Raw genomic sequence first — 20567 nt, forward strand, 5'->3', positions numbered from 1 at the left:
ACCCAGCCGGCGCCGTGGATGTAGAAGACGACGGGCAGGGGGCCGGTGGCGCCCTTGGGGCGGATGATGCGGGTGCGGACGGTGCCCCACTCGCCCGCGTCCACGTCGACCCATTCCTCGTCGACCTCCGGGCGCGGCACGCTGGTGTCGCTTTGCAGGCCGAGGAGGATGTCACGGCCCTTCTCCGGGGGGACCTCGTAGATCCGCGGGTGGGGGTCGGTCGCCTCGCACAGCTCCTTCGCGGCCGGCTCCAGATACGGGGTGATCGGAGGGGGAAGCTCAGTCATGTCGACTCCGTCGTCACGGGCACACACGTGCCCTGTTCCCGCGGCCTGTGACCGGCCGCGCATGGCGATCCCCCCACCCGGGCGTCAACGCCCGGCTCCATCGTTCGCGCCCCCTCCCGTACCCGCAACCCGACCGCCGGTGCCCGTGAGACGGCATTCCTCACGGTGCTGTCCGGCCCTCCTTGGCCCGCCACCTGATTGGCGGCTTGGCGGCATGGGAGCTTGCGCGTGCATCCGTTCGGACGCCTCCAGCCTGCGTGAGAACTCGGTTCACCAGAGTGTGGGGGCATGAAACAGAGCACCTTGTCCGAGGTGAAGGACGCAGTCACCCGACGGGCCACGATGCTGGTCATCGGAGTGATCGCCCTGCAGCTGCTGTTCATCGCTTCTTTCGTGGGAGCACTGCACGAACCCCGTCTCAAGGACGCGGCCTTCGGCGTCGTGGCACCAGGAGCCCTGACCGAGCAGACGGTGAGCCGTCTGAACGAGCTGCCCGGCTCACCGCTGGACGCCCGCGCGCTGCCCGATGAGGAGACAGCGCGGAAGCAGATCGTGAACCGGGAGATCGACGGCGCGCTCGTGGTGCGTCCCGTCGGGACCACCGACACGCTCCTGGTGGCGTCCGGTAGTGGCAGAACTCTGTCGGTTGCGCTGGGAACCCTCACTGCCACTCTGGAAGAAGCGCAGGGGCGCAGCCTTCGCACGGTCGACGTGGCTCCGTCCTCCCGCCACGACTTCAACAGCCTGTCGTCGTTCTATGTCGTCGTCGGCTGGTGTGTCGGCGCCTATCTGTGTGCGTCGATCCTGGCCATCAGCGCAGGCGCCCGGCCGGCCAACCCGACCCGCGCAGCGACGCGCCTGGGCACCATGACCCTGGTGGCGCTCGTCGGCGGACTGGGCGGTGCGCTCATCGCCGGGCCGATCCTCGGTGCTCTGCCCGGCAGCGTGTGGGCCCTGTGGGGGCTCGGAGCGCTGATCATCTTCGCGGTCGGGGCCACCACGCTCGCCCTCCAGGAGCTCTTCGGCGTGATGGGCATCGGCCTGGCGATCCTGCTGATCGTGATCGCCGGCAATCCGAGCGCCGGCGGCGCCCTGCCCCCGCCGATGCTGCCGCCGTTCTGGAACGCGATCGGCCCAGCCCTGCCGCCAGGGGCGGGCACATGGGCGGCCCGCTCGATCTCCTACTTCGACGGCAACGACATGACTCCCTCGCTGCTGGTGCTGTCGGCCTGGGCGGTCGGCGGCGTTCTTGTCGCCATGATCGCGGCGGTCCGGAGGCAGCGCCGCGACTCGGAAGCAGGCCCCGGAGCGACGGATCATGCAGCCGCGGGCGGGTAGAGCCCGCCTGAACGGACGGGTCAGGAACGCGGAAACCGCACGAACCCGAACACGTCGTCGACGAGTGCGGCAAGGGAGAGATCCGTGCCGTTGTCGGACCAGCGCATCAGGGCTACATCGAAGCAGCCCAGCGCAGTGTTGATCATCGTGTGGGCCCTGAGTTCCGCCTCCGGGCCGCCGGAGGCCATCCGGGAGACGATCTCGGGCACGAGAGCGTCGGTCCAGGCCAGATGCTTCTCCAGATAGCGCGCGCGCAGACCGGGCGTGTGGCAGATGACACGGGTGGCCCGCTTCCAGCGCCCCTTGTCGTCGTCCATCTGCAGGGCTGCCGTCCGGAAACTGGCGCGCAGCGCGTCCCAGGCGGGGACGTTGTCCAGGTGGCGCAGAAGCTCGTCCCGCACCTCCTCCGCGGAAGGGATGCGGTCGCCGAAGACCACGTCCTCCTTGCTGCTGAAGTAGCGGAAGAAGCTGCGCTGGGAGATGCCCGCCGCCGCGACGATGTCGGCGACGGTGACCTGGTCGAAGCCGGCGGTGTCGAACAGCTCGAGGGCCGTGTCGGCCAGGGCTTCGGTGACGGCCTGGCGTGTCTTCATGCGCAGGCCGGGCGTAGTACTCATGCGATAAGGCTATCAGTGCCAGACTTGGCAGTCTGTGCCACAAGTGGCGTACGCTGCCATCATGCGGTGCGGAGCTGCGGGTGGACGGCCGGTCGCCCGAGCCCTCCGCAAGACAGATGATGATTTCAGGTCACTCTCGCCAGATATCGGTACATATCTCCCGACTGGTGGTGAGGCCGCCCCGGCAGGAAAAGAGGGTCGCTATGACCAGGGTGTTGTTCGTGGTGTCCGCAGCGGACCGTTGGACGTTGCGCGGCGGTGAGGTGCATCCGTCGGGTTTCTGGGGCGAGGAGCTGGCGATGCCCCACAAGATTTTCTCGGCGGCGGGGTGGGAGATCACGATCGCGACGCCGGGCGGGAAGGCCCCGACTCTGGACCAGCTGAGCATGGGACGGACGGCGGGGTGGCCGTCGAAGCTGCGCGAGGTCGCGGCGTATCTGGATTCGATCCAGGAGGAGCTGGACCACCCGCGGGTGCTGGCGGACATGGACCCGGACGATTTCGACGTCGTGTTCTACCCGGGCGGTCACGGCCCGATGGAAGACCTGTCGGTGGACCCCGTCTCGGGCGCCCTGATCACCCGGGTGCTGCGCTCGGGGAAGCCGCTGGCGTTGCTGTGCCATGCGCCGGCCGCTGCGTTCGCGGCGCAGAACGAGGACGGGTCGTGGCCGTTCACCGGGTACCGGATGACAGGCCTGTCGAACCTGGAGGAGAAGTTCAACAGCTTCGGCCGCAAGGCGGTGTGGCTGCTGGAGGACCGCTTGCGGGAGAGCGGAGCCGAGTACTCCAAGGCGCGTCTGCCGTTGCGGTCGTACGTGGTGGTCGACCGCAACCTGTACACGGGGCAGAACCCGCCCTCCTCCGAACACCTCGCCAACCGTCTCGTCGCCGATGTGAACGCGGCGGCGACGGCCCGCTAGCCACGCCCCCGGCAACCTCTCCCCCCATCAATCCACCGCCTGGAAGGCACGCGCCCATGACCGGCACCGCCGCCCCCGCCGCACAGCAGGACCAGGACATCCCGCACACCGTCACACGCCTTCGGGCCACCTTCGACACCGGCCTCACCCGGCCCGCCGCCTGGCGCCGACGCCAGCTCCACGCCCTGCGGCGCCTTCTCCTGGACCACACCGCGGCCATCGAAGAAGCCCTCTACGACGATCTGCGCAAGGGCCGCACCGAGTCGCACCTCACCGAGATCGGCGGAGTCCTCGCCGAGATCGAACACGCCCTGCGCCACCTCGACCGCTGGATGAAGCCCCGCCGGGTCGCCGTCCCCATGAACATCAAACCGGCAACGGCCCGCATCCACCCCGAACCCCTCGGGGTCTGCCTCATCATCGCGCCCTGGAACTATCCGCTGACACTCACGCTGAACCCTCTGATCGGCGCCCTGGCCGCCGGCAACGCGGCCGTCGTCAAACCGAGCGAACTCGCACCCGCCACCAGCAGACTGCTCGCCGACCTGCTGCCCCGCCACCTGGAAGCCGTCGCCGTCATCGAAGGAGCGGTCGAGGAAACCACCACGCTGCTCGCGCAGCGCTTCGACCACATCTTCTACACCGGCAACGGCACCGTCGGCCGCATCGTGGCCGCCGCAGCGGCGAAGAACCTGACCCCCATCACCCTCGAACTCGGCGGCAAATCACCCGTCTTCATCGACGAGACCGCCGACATGGCCGTCACCGCGCGCCGACTGGCCTGGGGCAAGTTCACCAACGCCGGCCAGACCTGCGTCGCACCCGACTACGTCCTGGTCACCCACGCCGCCCGCGACTCCCTGCTCGCCGAACTGCCCAAAGCCATCCACCAGATGTTCGGCAACAACCCCCGGACCAGCGCCGACTACGGGCGGATCGTCAACGACCGCCACTTCCGACGCCTGACCGGACTCACCGCGGAAGGCGACCTCCTCGCAGGAGGCATCTCCGACGCCTCGGAACGCTACATCGCCCCCACCGTGCTGACCGACGTACCACCCGAGGCCCCCGTCATGACCGAGGAGATCTTCGGACCGATCCTCCCGATCCTGACCGTGCGCGGCGTCGACGAAGCCATCGACTTCATCAACGCCCGAGACAAGCCCCTCTCCCTGTACGCGTTCACCCGTGACAAGGCAGCCAGGCAGGCTCTGCTGGAGAAGACCTCCTCCGGAGGGCTCGTCTACAACGCGCCGATGATCCACCTCGGCGTCCCGAACCTGCCGTTCGGCGGCGTCGGAGAATCCGGCATGGGCGCCTACCACGGCAAGGCGTCCTTCGACACCTTCAGCCACCGCAAGCCGGTCCTGTCCAAGCCGACCAGACCCGACACCCTGCGCCTGATCTACGCGCCGCACAGCTCCCGTTCCTTCGCGTTCATCGCCAAGGCGGTGTCCCGTACCCACCCGCTCCTGGGAAGGAAGCGATGAACAGCCGCATCATCCTGCTCGGCGCCACCGGCTACACAGGCGACCTCGTCCTCAACGCCCTGATACGCAAGGGCGTCCGACCGACAGTCGCCGGACGCAACCCCACGGCGCTGGAAGCGCTGGCCAAACGCTCCGGAGACCTCGACCACCTGGTCGTCGACGCCGCCACCCCCGACGGTCTGAAGAAGCACCTGCGGCCCGGCGACGTCCTGATCACCACCGTCGGCCCCTTCGAACGCTTCGGTTTCCCCGTCGCACAGGCCGCCGCGGACACGGGAGCCCACTACATCGACTCCAGCGGAGAAGTCGGATTCGTCCGCACCCTGTACAACCGGCACCACCATCGCGCCCGTGAGACCGGAGCAGTGATGCTGCCGGCCTTCGGCTACGACTACGTGCCCGGCATCCTCGCCGCGGCCCTTGCGCTCCGGAAAGCAGGAGCCGCCGCACGCGCCATCGACATCGGCTACTTCGCCACCGGCCCCATCTGGCGCGGGATCAGCCAGGGCACGCGTACCACCATGCGTGACGGAATGACCCTGCCCTCGGCACGCCGGCACCGACGCGTGCTCGTCGAAGAACGCACGGCCTCTCGCGTCCGCCGCTTCACCGTACGAGGCCGCCGCAAGTCGGCGTTCCTCGTCTCCGGAACCGAGGTGCTCTTCCTGCCAGGGGAGTTCCCCTCGCTCGACGACGTCACCGTCTACAACGGCTGGTTCCCCGCACTCAGCCGCTTCCTCTCCCTCTACTCGGCCCTCGCCAACGCCACCACACGTCTTCCGGCAGGCGACAAAATCACCAACGCCCTGACCCGCCCCCTGCTCATCGGCCCGCCAGGCGGCCCCGACGCGGCCCTGCGCGCACAGATCCCCTCACACGTCGTCGCCATCGCCTCATCAGGCATCGACAACCAGGCCCCGCTCGCAGAAGTCCACCTCGAGGGCCCCAACCCCTACAGCCTCACCGGTGAACTCATCGCGTGGGCAGCGCACCACATCGCCACCCACGCCGACGTCACACCAGGCGTCGTCGGCCCTGTCACGGCCTTCGGGCTCGACACACTCCAGCAGGGCTGTGCCGAGCTCGGACTCGTCACCGTCTGATCGGACGGCAGCCTCACACTCGAGCCGACCCGAGCTTCTGCGCCACCGCGGTGGCGCAGAAGGTGAGGATCATCTCGCCGGCGCGGCAAATGCCGGTGAGGGTCGCCACGTCCTCCTTGCCGATGGTGGCCAGCGCGTCGCGGACGACACCGACCTGCCCGTCCATCATCCCCGACGGCCCGACGGCCCGACGACGCCGACGCCGGACGCCCGCGACCTCGGCATCGACGGCGGCGCGGCCTCCGCCGAGGAGGCCGCGCCGCACATCGTCGACGAAGAATGAAACAGGCGCCACCCGCACAGGGTCAGGCGTCCTTCAGCTGAATACCCTTCGTCTCCCGCATGAGGTAGCACGCGATGCCGGTGAACACACACAGCAACATGATGTAGAAGCTGGAGAGCCGGGCCACACCGAGGTTGATGAAGAGCTGGTTCAGATATGGCGCGGTACCGCCGAACACGGCGACGGACACCGAGTAGGCGAAACCGATGGCCTGTGTCCGTACCCGCGTCGGGAAGTTCTCCGACATGGTCGCCGACAACAGCGCACCGGGAATGGCCACGACGGTCAGCGCGACCGAAGCCGCCACCAGCAGTGTCCAGCCCTCCGCACCGATCACTCCGGTGAGCGGAATCTGCAGCGCACTCATCAGCACCGCGAACGTGATCATCATGGGACGCCGCCCGACCCTGTCGGACAGTCGGCCCCACAGAGGCAGAGTGACCAGGGCGACGCACTGCGCCCCGACCGAGCACCAGTAGGCGACGCCGGCGTCCATGCCCTTCTGCGTGATGGCGTAAGTCGAGACGTACGAAGTCCAGGTGTAGTGGGCCGCGGTGATGCCCGAGGTCATCATGATGACGAGCAGGACACCACGGACCACCTGGCCCTTGGGCAGCGGCCGGGCCTCGGCGCCCGACTTCTCCTCGGCGAACACATCACTCTCGTCCATGCTGCGCCGCAGGTACAGTGCGGCCAGGGCCAGGAAGGCGCCCAGGAGGAAGGGGATGCGCCAGCCCCACTGGGCCACCTCGCTGTCGGAGAGCACGGACGTCACGACGCCGCCCACCGAGAAGGCGATGGCCGAGCCGCCGAAGATCGCGACGAACACGATGCTTCCCCACAACCCGCGCCGCTCGTTCGGCGCGATCTCCGCGACGTAGGTGTTGGCCGTCGCGGACTCACCGCCGTGGGCGAACCCCTGGGTCATGCGCGCGAGCAGAAGGATGAGCGACGCCCAGACCCCAAGGGAGGCGTAGGTGGGCATGAGTCCGATGACGAGACTTCCACCGGCCATCATCAGCATGGTGGTGACCAGGACGAACTTCCGGCCACGTCGGTCGGCGACCCGCCCGAAGACGATGCCGCCCAGCGGTCGCATGAGAAAGCCCACCGCGAAGACGGCGAGGGTGGACAACAGCGCCGACACCCCGTCGGACGCGTTGAACATGACGGTGGCGATGAACGGAGCGAAGACGGCGTAGGCGCTCCACTCGTACCACTCGAGAACGTTCCCGACCGTGCTGGCGACGAGAGACTTCCTCTTCGAGCGCAGGGTGGGAGGCGGGGTTCCTTCCCCTGCCGTGGTTCTGGTCTCTGCTGGTGCGTTGCTCACGTACGACTCCTTCACTGTCTTCGGGCAGGGCAGGGCAGAGCGAGCCCCGGCGACCGGTGGCGGGTAGGGATGTGAACGGATGTGCCAGGAGGTGACCAGGCGTCAGGCGCGAGGCGCTGCGGTCAGACCGGCGTACTGCGCGGCCATCTCCAGCAGCCGGGGGACGCCCACCTCGAGCGACGGCCCGAAGACCGTGTCGTTCGGACGCTCGCCACGCCGCCAGCGGGTGTGGATGGCCTCGCAGAAGATGGCTGCCTTCCAGAGCGCCAGGGTCTGGTACCAGGGGAGCGGGGTGAGATCGAGGCCCATGCGTGACTGGTAGCGCTCGGCCAGCTGGCGCCGGGTGAGATAGCCCGGTGCCAGCGTCACCGGGGTGAGTTCGAGCGGGGTGGCCAAGGTGCCCGACTCGGAGTAGGTCGCGGTGACGTAGCCGAGGTCCGCCAGCGGGTCGCCGAGGGTCGCCATCTCCCAGTCGAGGATCGCGAGGATCCGGGCGGGCGCCTGAGGAGCGAACATGAGATTGCCCATGCGGTAGTCACCGTGCACCACCGAGGCGGCCTGGCTTGCCGGCAGATTGCGGGCGAGCCAGTCCGCAATCCACTCCACCGCGGGCAGACTGCGCGTGGTGTTGACCTCCCACAGGCCTCGGAACCGCTCGACCTGACGCCCGAGATACCCGTCCGGAGAGCCCAGAGAGGCGAGCTCCCCCTCGGCCACATCGATGCTGTGCAGCGAGACGAGAGCATCGACGACCGCCTCGCTGGTCGCTCGGCGCTGTTCGACGGAGGAGAGGTGCGCCGGGATCGTGTCGGTGATGACCGTCCCGTCGAGCCGCTCCATGAGATAGAACGGCACACCCAGGACCGACTCGTCCTCGCAGACGGCGATGATCTCCGGGACAGGGATGCCGTGCCCATGAAGAACCTTCTGGATCCGGGCCTCGCGCACCATGTCGTGCGTCGACTTCGGCAGCGGCGGACGTGGACCACGACGCAGGACGACGGACTCGCCACCACGCTCGATCAGGTAGGTGACGTTGGAGTGGCCGTCACCGATGCGCTGCCACGCGAGCGGGCCACCCCCCACTCCCTGTTCGTCGAGGAAAGCGGTGACCGCATCGAGGACCAGCAAAGGAGGGCTTTCGAGACGGCGGACCCGGTCCCAGCTCGCGACGACCTCCACCCCGTCGGGGATGGTGCGCATCACGCGGCTCCGTCCCGCCCGACGACGGCGTCGCCGATGTACGGTTCACCGGCCCCGACCGCCGCGCGCCGGCCGGCCGACGCGCGGCGGGCGATGGCCCACCGGTGGGTCTCGTTGGGACCGTCGTAGATACGGAACGGACGCACCTCGTTCAGGAACTGCGCCAGAGGGAGCCCGTCGGAGACCCCGTCACCGCCACAGATCTGGATGGCACGGTCGACCACCCGGAAGATCGCCTCCGAACAGTGCACCTTCGCGATCGAGGACATCGCCGACCCCGCCTTCGGGTCGCTGTGCAGCAGCGCCGCGGTCTTGGTGATGATCGCGTCGGACGTCTCGATGTCGATCACGGACTCGGCGATCAGGTGCTGCGCCAGGCCGAGCGAGTCGATCGCCCCGCCGAACAGCTCCCTCTTCCCGGCCCGGTCCAGCGCGATGTCGTGCGCCCGCCGAGCCAGCCCCAACCAGCGCATGCAGTGGGTGAGCCGGGCCGGGCCGAGCCTGACCTGCGCGTACCGGAAGCCGAGCCCCACCTCACCGAGGACGGCCTCGTCGGGGACGAAGCAGTTCTCGATGTACAGGTGCGGGTGACCGCCGTCGATGGCGCGGTCGACGGTGTGGATCGCCTCGCCGACCCGGATCCCGGGGTGGGACATGTCGACGAGGAACATCGTGGCGCCTGCGGGAGAGCCGTCCACGGCCGGGGTCCGCGCCATCACGATGCAGAACGCGGCACCGACGGCGCCGCTGGTGAACCGCTTGTGACCGTCGATGATCCAGCCGCCCGCCGTGCGGACGGCCTTGGTCCGCAGCGCCGCGGGATCCGACCCCGCTCCCGGGTGGGGTTCGGTCATGCCGAAGCAGGACCGGACGTCTCCCGCGGCGAGCGGCGCGAGATAGCGCTTCTTCTGCTCCTCGGTCGCGATCAGGTTGAGCATGTGCATGTTCCCCTCGTCGGGGGCCATGCAGTTGAGCACGCTGGGGCCGATCGGCGAGTACCCCGCCTCCTGCAGGATCGGGGACCAGTACGCGAGGGCGACGCCCTGCCCGCCGTACTCCTTCGGCACGTGCGGAGCGAAGACGCCGGCCTCCTTCGCCGCGGCCTGCAGCCGGTCACGGGTGGCCTGGTCGAGACGCTCACCCGGCGCGGGCTCGGCGTCGATGACGGTCTCGCGTATGAACCGGCGCGTGCGCTCGCGCAGTTCCGCCACCTCGGGCGGGAGGTCCATGAAGGTCATGACGGTCCTTTCGGCATCGAAGTGGACATCAGGCGGTGCCGCCGGCGACCGAGAGCCCGCCGTCGACGGTGAGAACGTGGCCCGTGACCCAGGAGGAGTCCTCCGAGGCCAGGTACGCCACGGCGGAGGCGATGTCGGACGGCACACCCAGCCGCCGCATCGGATAGTCGGCGGCTACTTCGGCCTCCTTGCCCTCGTACAGGGCCTCGGCGAAGCGCGTCTTCACCACGGCGGGGGCCACCGCGTTGACACGGATCTCCGGGCCGAGCTCCACGGCCAGCGTCCTGGTCAGGTGGGACACCGCCGCCTTGCTCACCCCGTACAGGCCGATGCCGGGCGCCGGGGTGTCTCCGGTGACGGAGGACAGGTTCACGACGGTGCCGTGACGCTCGGTGAAGCGGAGCTTCGGGTGGGCCACCGCGTCCTGCACCCAGGCGAGGGTGGCGAGGACGTTGACCTCCAGCACCTTGCGGGCGACGTCGAGGTCCAGGCCGACGACGGGACCGTACGCCGGGTTGATGCCCGCGTTGTTCACCAGGACGTCAAGCCCGCCGAACTCGCGCGCGACGGTGTCGAAGACCTGGCGGCGGTGTTCGGCGTCGTCCGCCTTGCCGGCGACGGTGACGACACTGCCCGGAGGAAAGCAAGCAGCGGCCTCCTCGAGCGGCTCGGCCTTGCGCGCGGTCAGGCACACGCGCGCCCCTTCGGCGACAAGGCGCTCGGCGACGGCGAGCCCGATGCCCCGGCTCGCACCGGTCACGACGGCGACGCGACCCGGGAAACGGCCCGGGCCGGTGTGGTTCTGACTCAACGGATCAGTCCTTCGAAGGGGAAGCCGGCCGGGAGCCGCCGAGCCCGCGGAGTTCGGCGCGCCGGATCTTGCCGCTCTGGGTCTTGGGCAGGTCGGCGATGAAACGGACCTTGCGAGGACACTTGTAGGCGGCCAGCCGGCCTCGGACGAACGTGATCAGCTCTTCCGCCGTGGCGTTCAGACCCGCCTTGAGCGAGACGTAGGCGACGACCGTCTCACCGCGGTAGTCGTCGGGTTCTCCGATGACAGCGGCCTCCAGCACCGACGGGTGCTCGTACAGGGCGTCCTCGACCTCGCGCGGCCAGACCTTGTAGCCGGACACGTTGATCTGGTCCTTGAGCCGGTCCACCAGGTAGACCCAGCCCTCCTCGTCGATGATGGCGACGTCGCCGGTGCGGAGCCGGCCCTCCGGCATCGTCCGACGAGTGGCCTCGGGCTTTCCCCAGTACCCGGGCACCACCTGCGGCCCGCTCAGTTCCAGCTCGCCCTGTTCCCCGCGGGGCACCGGGTCACCGTGCGGGTCCACCACGCGGGCGGTGAGGCGCGGCAGGGGCCTGCCGATGGACAGCGTCCCGCTCGGCAGGTGCACGGGTGCCCTGTCTCCCGGTCGCACGGCGATGACGGCGGACGTCGTCTCGGTCATCCCGTATCCGTTGTAGATGTACACACCGAACCGCTCCAGGAACCGGGCGACGGTCGCCGGCGGGATCGGCGCGCCTCCGGAGTACAGGGTCTTCACCGACGCGAAATGCCTCGGCTCGGCCTGAGGAAGTTCGTAGATCGCGTTGAACGCCGTGATGGAACCGATGGTGAAGGTCACCTTGTGCTCGGCGATGGCCTCCAGGACGACCTCGGGATGGAACCGGCCCGTGAGGACGAGCGTGGTGTCGGTGAGGAGGGAGATCGCCGCGTTGGCCACCGCGCCCGTGATGTGGAACAGCGGAGCGATCGCGAGCACGACGTCCCCGTCGCTCACACCGGTCCACGACGCGCACGTCGCCACCACGCTCAGAACGTTGCCGTGGGTGTTCATGGCACCCTTGGGCGGCCCCGTCGTCCCCGAGGTGTAGGTCAGGAACGCGACATCGTCTCGGGTCAGATCCACCGGTGAGGGCCTGCGGCCGGTGTACTCGCCGATCAGGGCCACCACATCGCCGTCCGGCGCGGGGGCAGGCCGTTCCGTCGTCGCGAAGACCCGCGCGTCGTTGCGGGACTGGAAGTCCAGGGAAGACGTGCTGATCACCCAGCGCACCGTGCTCCCCGCCAGAGTCTCAAGCGTCTCGTCGGTATCGCCGTCCGCGCACACGACCCCGACCGCCCCGGAGTCCTCGATGATCCGGCGGAGCTCCTGGCGCCGGTACATCGGGTTGAGCCCCAGCGCTGTGGCTCCCAGCTTCCACAAGGCCAGCAGCACCAGCGGATACTGCGGAATGTTCTGCAGGTACACCCCGACGCGGTCACCCTTGCCGGTTCCCCGGGCCTCGAACGCGGCAGCCAGGGCGTCCGACGCCTCGTCCACCTCCCGCGCGGACAGAGCGCCGTCGAAGAAGCGGAGCGCTGTCGCATCCGGGTTCTTCGCCACGCGCGCCTTCCAGGCGGCCACGAGCGAGGTGTGCACCGCAGCCGTTTCCGCGCCGGACCGGGCGAGGGACGTCACGTCCCGCCAGGGTTCCTCGTCCACCGTCATGTGCTGTCCTTCCCGTCCGCGGAGACCCCGGACGTATGGATACCGAGCGGTCGCTCGGCTACCGAGCGATCGCTCGGTAAAGTGAAGGGGTGGCGCCAAGGGCATGTCAAGAGCTCTGCCGCAGGACGGCCCGTGCCGACGCTGCATACTGGGCCGACACGGCGAAGATCCGGGGGAGAGGAGCACTGTGGCGAGGAGCACTGTGGCGAAGACACAAGCCGAAGCGGACTGGAGGTCGTACGAGAGCAGCCCTCTGCCGCCGATCCTCGAGACCGCACTGGCCTGCTTCGTGGAACACGGCTACCACGGCACGTCGATCCGAGAAGTGGCCGCACGAGCGGAACTCTCGGTGCCGGGGCTCTACTACCACTACCCGTCGAAGCAGGCCCTGCTCGTCGCGATCGTCTCCCACGCCATGGAGGACCTGTGGGACCGCAGCACCGCAGCGCTCGAGGAAGCCGGCGACGACCTTCGGCAACGGCTGGACCTGCTGGTGGAATGCCTCGTACTGTTCCACGCGCACCGCAGGGACCTCGCGTTCATCGCCTACAGCGAGATCCGCAGCCTCACCGGCGAGGCACGCACCACCTACATCGGCGCCCGTGACCGCCAGCAGCGGCTGATGGACCAGGTGCTCGAGGACGGTGTCGCCCAGAAGGTCTTCACCACCCCGTACCCGCGCGATGTCAGCAGGGCCATCGTGACCATGTGCACGGGCGTCTCCCAGTGGTACAGCGCCAAGGGTGAACATTCCCCCCGGCAACTGGCGCAGCGGTACTGCGACATGACACGCATGACGGTGGGCGTACGGATCGAATCGCAGCCCTGACGCGGCCCGCTCCACCTGTCGGAGCGAAAAAGGGACGGGTCTGCGGCTGATCTCGTGGTGTGCCGCCTGGTCGATCGTTTGCGGAGGCGCGCGGTTCGGAGGTCTTGAACCAAGCCCTGCCGCACCTGGGGGCGTGGGCCGGCGGGTGGGCGGGCGACGGGATCCGGTCCCTGCTGACCGAGGACGGTTGCGCGGAAGGTCGCCGTCCCCGCCGGACGACTCCTCGCGGTCCCCAAGAAGGCAGGGCCGGTCGAGACGGCGGGCCTGCCCGAGATCACCACCACGGCGTGGTCCAACCGCATCATGGCCACCGGGCTGAAGGCGGGGGAGACCCTCCTGGTGTGACGAGGCGAACGCACGACTGAGGGCCTGTCCTGCGACGCTCGGCCTGTCACGCGACATCCTGTTGCGCCGACGGGCCACGCTCGGTGGAACGACCCGCAGGGGAGACGACCGGTCGCCGCCTTCCCCGCGGAGCGCTCCGACGGGAGGCTGTCCGGTCAGACCACCGGCGCGGCTTCCTCGGCGGTCCGGGACCCTCGGGTCATCAGCACTCCCGCGAGCGCCGCGACGGGGTACATGAGCACCCCGTAGACGGCGGCGGGCACCGCCAGGCCGACGCTGCCGAGCACGCTGATCGCCAGGGTCATGGAGACGGCACTGTTGTGGACACCGATCTCCATCGAGCAGGCGATCGACTGGCGCCGGTCGAGCCGGAGCAGGCGCGGCACGAAGTAGCCGATCGTAAGGCTCGACACGCAGAAGACCAGTACCGCCGGCCCGACGTCCAAGAGATAGCCGACGATGTTGTCCCGCTCGGCCACCAGAGCGCCGATGATCACGGCGACGAGGACGACGACCGACAACTGTCGCACCGGCCTGTCCATGCGGCGCGCGAACGCCTCTGAACGACGGCGCACGGCGAGACCGATCGTCACGGGGACGAGCACCAGGGCGAAGACCTGCAGTACTTTGCCGAACTGCAGTCCCATGCCGTCTTGGCCGATGTCCGGCTCGAAGTGCCACAGGGCGAGGTTGGTGATGATCGGCAGCGTCACGATGGCCAGCACCGCGTTCACCGCCGTGAGGGTGACGTTCAGCGCCACGTCGCCGCCGAAGAGATGACTGAAGAGGTTCGCCGTCGTTCCGCCGGGAGAGGCGGCCAGCAGCAGCATGCCGACGGCGAGCACGGGGGAGAGCCCGAAGGCGATGACCAGGCCCAGGCACAGGGTGGGCAACAGCAGGAGCTGGCAGAACATCGCCACGACGACGGCCCGGGGATGGCGTCGCACTCGGCGGAAGTCGTCGACGGTCAGGGAAAGCCCCAGCCCGAACATGATGATGGCGAGGGCGAGCGGGAGGAATACGGTGGCGAGAGGAGTGTCCATGCGCTGCTTCGTCTCCAAGGGCGAGGGTGGCGCGAAGGGAAGTCCGGAGTGAAGGCTGTGTGACACCCGTGGGACAGCCATGTGTCCGGCGCGTTCGGGTGCCAACCGCACGGCGCACAGTAGGTGCAGGGGTAAGCACTGTCAACATCGATCGGGGTGCTGCTCCGGCGGCGTGATGCCGCCGATGGCCCCACCGCTTCCGAGGCCGGGTTCCTCCCTCCGGCCGATGTGCCGCGCCCGTGGAACGCCCCGGCGCACCGTGGCCGAGCAGCCCGCTTCACCCCCTGCCGCAGGCGCTGGGGAGGAGAGGGATCCCATGGGCCTTCGGGATGATCTCGGCGACCTGCCCGTCGGCAAGTCCGGCATGCCGGCCGCCGCGGGTCGGCCGGCCGCCGAGAGCCCGATCCTTCCCCGCCGGGGCCGACTGTCCATGGGCAGCCGCATACGAGCTTCACGCACAGACGCGTCCGTCGTAACCCTTGTGGCGCATCTCCGGCGTCCGATAGCTTCACCTCCCCGATAGGGATCCCTATCGGATAGGTGAAGCTATCCACCGGCATCGACCCTCATGGCGAGAGCAGACGAGAGCAGGCAAGACCCATGGCAAAACGCGTGACCAAGAGGCGACTTGAGACGAACGAACGCCTGCTCGACGCAGCCGAGAAGGCGTTTGCCCAGCACGGGTTCCACGGGGTCTCCATCGGGGAGTTGTGCTCCCGGGCCGGCTACACCACCGGCGCGTTCTACTCGAACTACGCCTCCAAGGACGAGCTCTTCCTCGCCTTGTTCACCCGTCACTCCGAGGCTGTCCTCAAACAGCTCAAGGAGGCGGCGGACCAGGCCCTCGCTTCCGAGGACCCGCTCGCCACGTTCATCGAGCTGGCGAGCGTCGTGGACGAGGAGACGCAAACCTGGTTTCTCATCTCCACCGAGTTCACGCTCTACGCCATCCGCAACCCCGAGGTGGCCGAGGTGCTCGCTCGCCACGATGCGGCGATCCGGTCGGCCATCGCGGAGCTGGTCACCCCGCTCCTCGCGACCGCTTCGCCGAGCGGGGCGGCCGCGACGGATCTCGACATGCTGCTGCGCTTCGTCGTAGCCGTCAGGGAAGGCGGGCTGGCGCAGAGCCTGGTGGAGCCGGTCGTCCTGCCACACGGTGAGCTGGAACGCCGCTTCCTGCCCGCACTGTTGAGGGCGCTATGACGGCGACCGGCATCGAGCGGTGGTGGTCCGAGGGCGTGTCGGTCCCACTCGTCGTCGCCGGGGTACGCCGTGAGGTATTCGTGTTCCGGGCCGGCAGTGGCCCGGCGATGACGCTGTTGCACGGATTCCCCGGTTCGTCGCACGACTGGGCCAAGGTGGCGCCGGCTCTCGCCGCTCATCACACCCTCCTGATGCCGGACTTCCTCGGCTTCGGCGCGAGCGAGAAGCCGGTCGGTCACGACTACTCGATCCACGAACAGGCCGACCTGGTGGTCGCGTTGTGGCAGCACGAGGGAGTGCACTCGACGCATCTCGTGGCCCACGACTACGGCACGACCGTGGCGCAGGAACTGCTCGCACGGCGCGCAGACGCGTCGCTGACGACGGAAATCACGAGTCTGACGCTGCTGAACGGCGGCATCTACCCGGAACTCCACCGCCCGGAGCAGGGTCAGACAGCACTGCTCGACCCGGAGACCGGACCTCGGCTCAGCGCGTCACTCCATGCCGAACTCCTGGCCGTCGCCCTCGCGCCGACCTTCGCCGAGGGCTACGATCCGGGCACCGACGTAGCGCGGATGTGGCAGGGCCTGAGCCGCGAGGACGGCCATCTGCATGCTCACCGTCTGGTCCGCTACATCACCGACCGGACCGCCCATCGCGACCGGTGGGTGGACGCCATGGAGGAGAGCGACCCGCCCAAGACGTTCATCTGGGGTCTGCTCGACCCGATTTCAGGCGCCCACATGGCCGAGCGGATCGCCGAGCGCATGCCGGACGCGACACTCGACGCGCTTGAAGACGTCGGGCACTGGCCCCTGCTGGAAGCGCCGCGACGCGTCGCTGCCCTCATCCTCGCCGCGGCAGCCGGGCTCGAGGTCCGCCGAAACCGACCCCACAGGCACTGAGTTCACGGTACGCCCACCCCGTACACCGACACATCGATACACCCGTACACCGAGAGGAACGACCCTCGTGACGACCACCCGCCCGCGTTACGCCCCCGAGATCCTCGACCTGATCCGGACGAACATCGGCCCGATCCCCGACGACTTCGACCTGCCGCTCCCGCCGATGGACCTCTCGGTCGAAGAGGAGCGCGAGATACGCAAGCGGGAACTCGCCGCCGCCTTCCGGGTCTTCGGAAAGCTGGGCTTCTCCGAAGGCGTCGCCGGACACATCACCGCCCGCGACCCCGAGTTCCCCGACACCTTCTGGGTCAACCCGTTCGGGATGAGCTTCAACCAGATCAAGGTCTCCGACCTCATCCGCGTAGACCACGAAGGCAACCTCCTGCACGGCAAGCGACCTGTGAACCGGGCCGCCTTCTGCATCCACGCCCAGGTCCACGAGGCCCGCCCCGACGCCGTCGCCGCCGCGCACGCGCACTCTCTCCACGGCAAGGCGTTCTCGACGCTCGGCATACCGCTGGCCCCGCTCACCCAGGACGCCTGCGTCTTCTTCGAGGACCAGGGCCTGTACGCGGACTACCGCGGTGTCGTCAGCGACAACGAGGAGGGCCGCCGGATCGGCGAAGCGCTCGGTGCGGCGAAGGCCGTGATCCTGAAGAACCACGGCCTGCTGACGGTCGGTCACTCGGTGGCCGCCGCCGCGTGGTGGTTCATCACGATGGAGCGCTCCTGCCAGGCACAGCTGCTCGCCATGGCCGCCGGCACCCCGGACGAGATCGACCGGGAGACCGCGGAGCTGGTCCGTTCCCAGATCGGCTCCCCGCTCGCCGGCTGGTTCCAGTTCCGACCCCTGTGGGACCAGATCGTCGCGTCGTCACCGGACCTCTTCGACTGAGGCGTGCGCTTGCGAGGCGATCACCCGGAACCGACAACACGAGACAGGAACACACATGCCGAACTTCGGCGACTACCAGTTCGAGATCTACCTCGACGGACTCTCCGGCACCATGCCGAAGATGCCGATGACCTACGCAGAGTTGGAGGAGCGAGGCTCCCGGGCGCTGGACTCCTGGCTCCTGTCCTACGTCGCGGGCGGTGCGGGCAACGAGCGTACGCAGGACCTCAACGTCTCGGTGTTCGACGACTGGGGCCTGATCCCGAGGATGCTCGTCGACGGTGACCGGCGCGACCTCTCCATCGAGCTGTGCGGACTGTCCCTGCCGTCCCCGCTGCTGATGGCACCCGTGGGAGTGATCGGCCTGTGCGCACAGGACGGCCACGGCGACCTCGCCGTGGCCCGGGCCGCGGCGCGAACGGGCGTACCGATGATCGCCTCCACGCTCACCGCCGACCCGATGGAGCAGGTCGCTGCCGAGTTCGGCGACACGCCCGGCTTCTTCCAGCTCTACACCCCGAACGACCGGGAACTCGCCGAGAGTCTGGTGACCCGGGCCGAGCAAGCGGGTTTCCAGGGGATCGTCGTGACCCTGGACACCTGGGTCCCCGGCTGGCGGCCGCGTGACCTGGGCCGCTCGAACCTTCCCATGCTGCGCGGGCTGTGCCTGGAGAACTACTTCAGCGACCCGGTCTTCAGGTCCCGGTTGGCCAAGCCGCCGGCCGAGGACCTCCAGGCCGCGGCGAGCGCCTGGGCCATGACCTTCGGCAACCCCCGGCTCACATGGGACGACCTCGCCTGGTTCCGCTCCCTCACCGACCTGCCGCTGATACTCAAGGGGATCATGCATCCCGAGGACGCCAGGCGGGCGATCGACGGCGGAGTCGATGCCGTCTACTGCTCGAACCACGGCGGGCGACAGGCCAACGGCGGCCTGGCCGCACTCGACATGCTGGCGGAGGTCGTCGAGGCCGCCGACGAGACTCCGGTGATCTTCGATTCCGGCGTTCGCTCCGGCGATCACATCGTCAAAGCATTGGCGCTGGGCGCGCGAGCGGTGGCCGTGGGACGCCCGTACGTCTACGGGCTGGCGCTGGGCGGCGTGGACGGAATCGTCCACGTGCTGCGCGCCCTCCTCGCCGAGGCCGACCTCCTCATGGCGGTCGACGGCTACCCGAGGATCGCCGACCTCGGCCCTGCGGCCCTGCGGCGACGACGGTGATGTGAGACGAGGCGGCGGTGTGGTGTGCCGTATAGCGCATAGCACCGCACTCTCGCCTGCCGACATGGGGGAGATCCGCTGCGCCCATGCCGAACAGCCTCCGCCACACAGCGAACCGAAACCACCACGTAAGCCTGTGACCTGCGAAGATGCCGATGCTTACCAGGGTCACCCCAGCACGGGCACCGCGACAAGCGGGAAGAGGAGAATCAGGACCGCCGACGCCGCGCCGCACATGCCGGCAAGGGGTCGAACCGTAGACCTGGATCCACAGGCCCACCGCTGACGAGTTCACCCGCCCCCTCGACCTGCGGGTACGGACAAGGGCCAACGGTGAACCCCGTCAGGGCGACCGGACCGGCACCCTCATCCACCGAGCGGCGATCCGATCGCCACCTCTCCCCGGACCGCACGCTCCGGGCTGGTGACCTTACCTGTACAGACGCCCCACGCGGCGCCGGCGCCTTCTCCGGCCGCTTCCTCCAGGCCGGAGACTCCGGAAAGGTCACCGTGCGACGACCGAATCGGTGAGCACGCCGAACCCCTCCACCGATGTGCCGACCGGCGCAGGTACCGGGCACCTCCCGTCAAGTCGCACGAGGTCCTCGCGACCCCGCGCGGTGGCACCGAACCCGCCCGCGCCCGCCTGCTGGGCCTGATGAAAGCGACGAACCCATGAGCGTAAACGTCCTGCGCACCGCCGACGGCTGGTGGGCGGTCCCTTCCCGGACTCCCCCGGGGAAGACACCGGCCCATCGTGCCGTCCACATCGACACCAAGGCCGTCACCACCGCCGAACTCCTGGCCGACCGCGCCGCCGTGAACGATGCCGCCACGTCCACCGAGCCCGGAACCCCGGTCGCCGAGCTGACGGTCCTCCCCCCGGTCACGACGCCCTGCCGAGTGGTCGCCCAGATGGTCAACTACTCCAGCCACGCCCGTGAGTCGGGCTTCACCGGCGACATCCCGCCCACGTTCTTCCGCAAGGCGTCCGGCTCGGTCAGCGGCCCGTACGACACCGTCGTCCGGCCCGCACACGTGAAGTTCCTCGACTACGAGGTGGAACTCGGCCTGGTCATGGGCGCTCCCCTGCCCGTGGGCACCACGGTCACCGAGCAGGACCTGCCCTCCTACGTCGCCGGACTCATCGTCACCAACGACGTCAGCGCCCGCGACGTGCAGCTCACCAAGGGGCAGTTCTACGAGAGCAAGTCCTACCCCACGTTCACGCCGGCAGGCCCGTACCTGACCCTGCTCGACCCCGAGGACTTCGCCCACCTCCTCGACCTGCGCCTGAGGCTGTCGGTCAACGGCGAGCTGCGTCAGGACCACACCCTCTCCGACATGATCGTCCGTCCGGCAAGGGCGCTCACCCTGCTCGCCCGCTTCCAGGCCCTCGCCCCGGGCGACCTGCTCCTCACCGGCACGCCCGGAGGTACCGCGCTGAAGGCCCCGCCCAAGGCGGTTGAGAAGATCGGGGCGCTGCTGCCGCCCGCGGTCAAATGGAAGTCGTTCTTCAACCGCCAGGCCAGGAACCCGCATTACTTGAGGGAGGGCGACGTCATCACGGCAACCATCGCCACCCCCGACGGGCGGATCGACCTCGGCGAGCAGCGCACTCCGGTCGCGTACGCGCAAGCGCAGGCGTGATGAACCCCGACGCCCCGCCCCCGCCGTGATCATCGGCCCGGACCCGGTGGGGAGCACGGCCGCTCTACCGCTCGCCCGGCGCGGCGTGCGCGGCGTCGTCCTGGAACGCCACCAAAACGTGCACCCGCTGCCGCGCGCCGTGGCCGGCGACGGCCTCCT

The 20567-nt window shown here is 69.0% G+C and carries 18 protein-coding genes and 1 pseudogene; 11 read left to right on the top strand and 8 right to left on the bottom strand.

Annotated elements, in window-relative coordinates:
- A pseudogene (locus tag AB0E83_RS28405) lies at positions 1 to 287 on the bottom strand (esterase); the annotation flags it as partial.
- A 288-nt stretch (positions 288 to 575) separates the two neighbouring features.
- Here AB0E83_RS28405 and AB0E83_RS28410 point away from each other — a divergent pair.
- The gene (locus AB0E83_RS28410; protein ID WP_362117869.1) at positions 576 to 1625 is read left to right on the top strand and encodes a DUF3533 domain-containing protein; all 1050 of its coding nucleotides are present in this window, start codon (positions 576 to 578) and stop codon (positions 1623 to 1625) included.
- A gap of 20 nt (positions 1626 to 1645) precedes the next feature.
- Here AB0E83_RS28410 and AB0E83_RS28415 read toward each other — a convergent pair whose 3' ends face one another.
- Positions 1646 to 2242 (bottom strand): TetR family transcriptional regulator, encoded by a 597-nt coding sequence (locus tag AB0E83_RS28415; protein WP_362117872.1) that lies wholly within the window; start codon positions 2240 to 2242, stop codon positions 1646 to 1648.
- A gap of 203 nt (positions 2243 to 2445) precedes the next feature.
- On the opposite strand from AB0E83_RS28415, the gene AB0E83_RS28420 reads away from it, so the two are divergent.
- From AB0E83_RS28420 to AB0E83_RS28435, 4 genes are all read left to right on the top strand, one after another.
- Positions 2446 to 3162 (top strand): type 1 glutamine amidotransferase domain-containing protein, encoded by a 717-nt coding sequence (locus AB0E83_RS28420; RefSeq protein WP_362117875.1) that lies wholly within the window; start codon positions 2446 to 2448, stop codon positions 3160 to 3162.
- 56 nt (positions 3163 to 3218) lie between these two features.
- Positions 3219 to 4652: an aldehyde dehydrogenase family protein gene (locus tag AB0E83_RS28425; protein ID WP_362117878.1), complete on the top strand. Its 1434-nt coding sequence runs from the start codon at positions 3219 to 3221 to the stop codon at positions 4650 to 4652.
- A complete protein-coding gene (locus tag AB0E83_RS28430; RefSeq protein WP_362117881.1) occupies positions 4649 to 5755 on the top strand; it encodes a saccharopine dehydrogenase NADP-binding domain-containing protein in 1107 nt (368 codons plus the stop codon). Before AB0E83_RS28425 ends, AB0E83_RS28430 begins: the two co-directional genes overlap by 4 nt.
- Before the next feature lie 223 nt (positions 5756 to 5978).
- Complete coding sequence (locus tag AB0E83_RS28435; RefSeq protein WP_362117937.1) at positions 5979 to 6038, top strand: DUF5709 domain-containing protein; 60 nt, start codon at positions 5979 to 5981, stop codon at positions 6036 to 6038.
- A 22-nt stretch (positions 6039 to 6060) separates the two neighbouring features.
- On the opposite strand, the gene AB0E83_RS28440 is transcribed toward AB0E83_RS28435, so the two are convergent.
- From AB0E83_RS28440 to AB0E83_RS28460, 5 genes are all read right to left on the bottom strand, one after another.
- Positions 6061 to 7371 carry an MFS transporter gene (locus tag AB0E83_RS28440; protein ID WP_362117884.1) on the bottom strand — a complete coding sequence of 437 codons (1311 nt, stop codon included), beginning with the start codon at positions 7369 to 7371 and terminating at the stop codon, positions 6061 to 6063.
- A gap of 102 nt (positions 7372 to 7473) precedes the next feature.
- Entirely contained in the window at positions 7474 to 8574 is a 1101-nt protein-coding gene (locus AB0E83_RS28445) for a phosphotransferase family protein (RefSeq protein ID WP_362117887.1), read from the bottom strand.
- Complete coding sequence (locus tag AB0E83_RS28450; protein WP_362117890.1) at positions 8574 to 9812, bottom strand: acyl-CoA dehydrogenase family protein; 1239 nt, start codon at positions 9810 to 9812, stop codon at positions 8574 to 8576. Before AB0E83_RS28450 ends, AB0E83_RS28445 begins: the two co-directional genes overlap by 1 nt.
- A 28-nt stretch (positions 9813 to 9840) precedes the next feature.
- Positions 9841 to 10623, bottom strand: coding sequence for an SDR family oxidoreductase (locus AB0E83_RS28455; protein WP_362117893.1), 783 nt, complete (start codon positions 10621 to 10623; stop codon positions 9841 to 9843).
- Positions 10624 to 10627: 4 nt separating this feature from the next.
- Positions 10628 to 12280, bottom strand: a complete 1653-nt coding sequence (locus tag AB0E83_RS28460; RefSeq protein ID WP_362117896.1) for an AMP-binding protein — start codon at positions 12278 to 12280, stop codon at positions 10628 to 10630.
- A 232-nt stretch (positions 12281 to 12512) separates the two neighbouring features.
- On the opposite strand from AB0E83_RS28460, the gene AB0E83_RS28465 reads away from it, so the two are divergent.
- Positions 12513 to 13139: a TetR/AcrR family transcriptional regulator gene (locus tag AB0E83_RS28465; RefSeq protein ID WP_362117899.1), complete on the top strand. Its 627-nt coding sequence runs from the start codon at positions 12513 to 12515 to the stop codon at positions 13137 to 13139.
- A 500-nt stretch (positions 13140 to 13639) separates the two neighbouring features.
- Here the strand turns inward: AB0E83_RS28465 and AB0E83_RS28470 are convergent, their stop codons facing one another.
- Positions 13640 to 14527 carry a bile acid:sodium symporter family protein gene (locus AB0E83_RS28470; protein WP_362117901.1) on the bottom strand — a complete coding sequence of 296 codons (888 nt, stop codon included), beginning with the start codon at positions 14525 to 14527 and terminating at the stop codon, positions 13640 to 13642.
- 600 nt (positions 14528 to 15127) lie between these two features.
- Between AB0E83_RS28470 and AB0E83_RS28475 the strand changes: the two genes are divergently transcribed.
- From AB0E83_RS28475 to AB0E83_RS28495, 5 genes are all read left to right on the top strand, one after another.
- Complete coding sequence (locus tag AB0E83_RS28475) at positions 15128 to 15730, top strand: TetR/AcrR family transcriptional regulator (protein WP_362117904.1); 603 nt, start codon at positions 15128 to 15130, stop codon at positions 15728 to 15730.
- Positions 15727 to 16638: an alpha/beta hydrolase gene (locus AB0E83_RS28480; RefSeq protein WP_362117907.1), complete on the top strand. Its 912-nt coding sequence runs from the start codon at positions 15727 to 15729 to the stop codon at positions 16636 to 16638. The genes AB0E83_RS28475 and AB0E83_RS28480 overlap by 4 nt, the downstream gene beginning before the upstream one ends.
- Before the next feature lie 133 nt (positions 16639 to 16771).
- Positions 16772 to 17536: a class II aldolase/adducin family protein gene (locus AB0E83_RS28485; protein ID WP_362117939.1), complete on the top strand. Its 765-nt coding sequence runs from the start codon at positions 16772 to 16774 to the stop codon at positions 17534 to 17536.
- Positions 17537 to 17591: 55 nt separating this feature from the next.
- On the top strand, positions 17592 to 18758 hold the full coding sequence (locus tag AB0E83_RS28490; RefSeq protein WP_362117910.1) for an alpha-hydroxy-acid oxidizing protein: 1167 nt from the start codon (positions 17592 to 17594) through the stop codon (positions 18756 to 18758).
- Between the two features lie 675 nt (positions 18759 to 19433).
- Positions 19434 to 20408, top strand: coding sequence for a fumarylacetoacetate hydrolase family protein (locus tag AB0E83_RS28495; RefSeq protein ID WP_362117913.1), 975 nt, complete (start codon positions 19434 to 19436; stop codon positions 20406 to 20408).
- Positions 20409 to 20567: the final 159 nt, after the last annotated feature.

The sequence above is a fragment of the Streptomyces sp. NPDC035033 genome (assembly GCF_040636735.1).
Lineage (GTDB): Bacteria > Actinomycetota > Actinomycetes > Streptomycetales > Streptomycetaceae > Streptomyces.

Coding starts and splice junctions, on each gene's coding strand:
- AB0E83_RS28445 (WP_362117887.1), bottom strand. CDS start 8,574: ATGCGCACCATCCCCGACGGGGTGGAGGTCGTCGCGAGCTGGGACCGG.
- AB0E83_RS28450 (WP_362117890.1), bottom strand. CDS start 9,812: ATGACCTTCATGGACCTCCCGCCCGAGGTGGCGGAACTGCGCGAGCGC.
- AB0E83_RS28495 (WP_362117913.1), top strand. CDS start 19,434: ATGAGCGTAAACGTCCTGCGCACCGCCGACGGCTGGTGGGCGGTCCCT.
- AB0E83_RS28490 (WP_362117910.1), top strand. CDS start 17,592: ATGCCGAACTTCGGCGACTACCAGTTCGAGATCTACCTCGACGGACTC.
- AB0E83_RS28420 (WP_362117875.1), top strand. CDS start 2,446: ATGACCAGGGTGTTGTTCGTGGTGTCCGCAGCGGACCGTTGGACGTTG.
- AB0E83_RS28475 (WP_362117904.1), top strand. CDS start 15,128: ATGGCAAAACGCGTGACCAAGAGGCGACTTGAGACGAACGAACGCCTG.
- AB0E83_RS28430 (WP_362117881.1), top strand. CDS start 4,649: ATGAACAGCCGCATCATCCTGCTCGGCGCCACCGGCTACACAGGCGAC.
- AB0E83_RS28410 (WP_362117869.1), top strand. CDS start 576: ATGAAACAGAGCACCTTGTCCGAGGTGAAGGACGCAGTCACCCGACGG.
- AB0E83_RS28415 (WP_362117872.1), bottom strand. CDS start 2,242: ATGAGTACTACGCCCGGCCTGCGCATGAAGACACGCCAGGCCGTCACC.
- AB0E83_RS28470 (WP_362117901.1), bottom strand. CDS start 14,527: ATGGACACTCCTCTCGCCACCGTATTCCTCCCGCTCGCCCTCGCCATC.
- AB0E83_RS28480 (WP_362117907.1), top strand. CDS start 15,727: ATGACGGCGACCGGCATCGAGCGGTGGTGGTCCGAGGGCGTGTCGGTC.
- AB0E83_RS28425 (WP_362117878.1), top strand. CDS start 3,219: ATGACCGGCACCGCCGCCCCCGCCGCACAGCAGGACCAGGACATCCCG.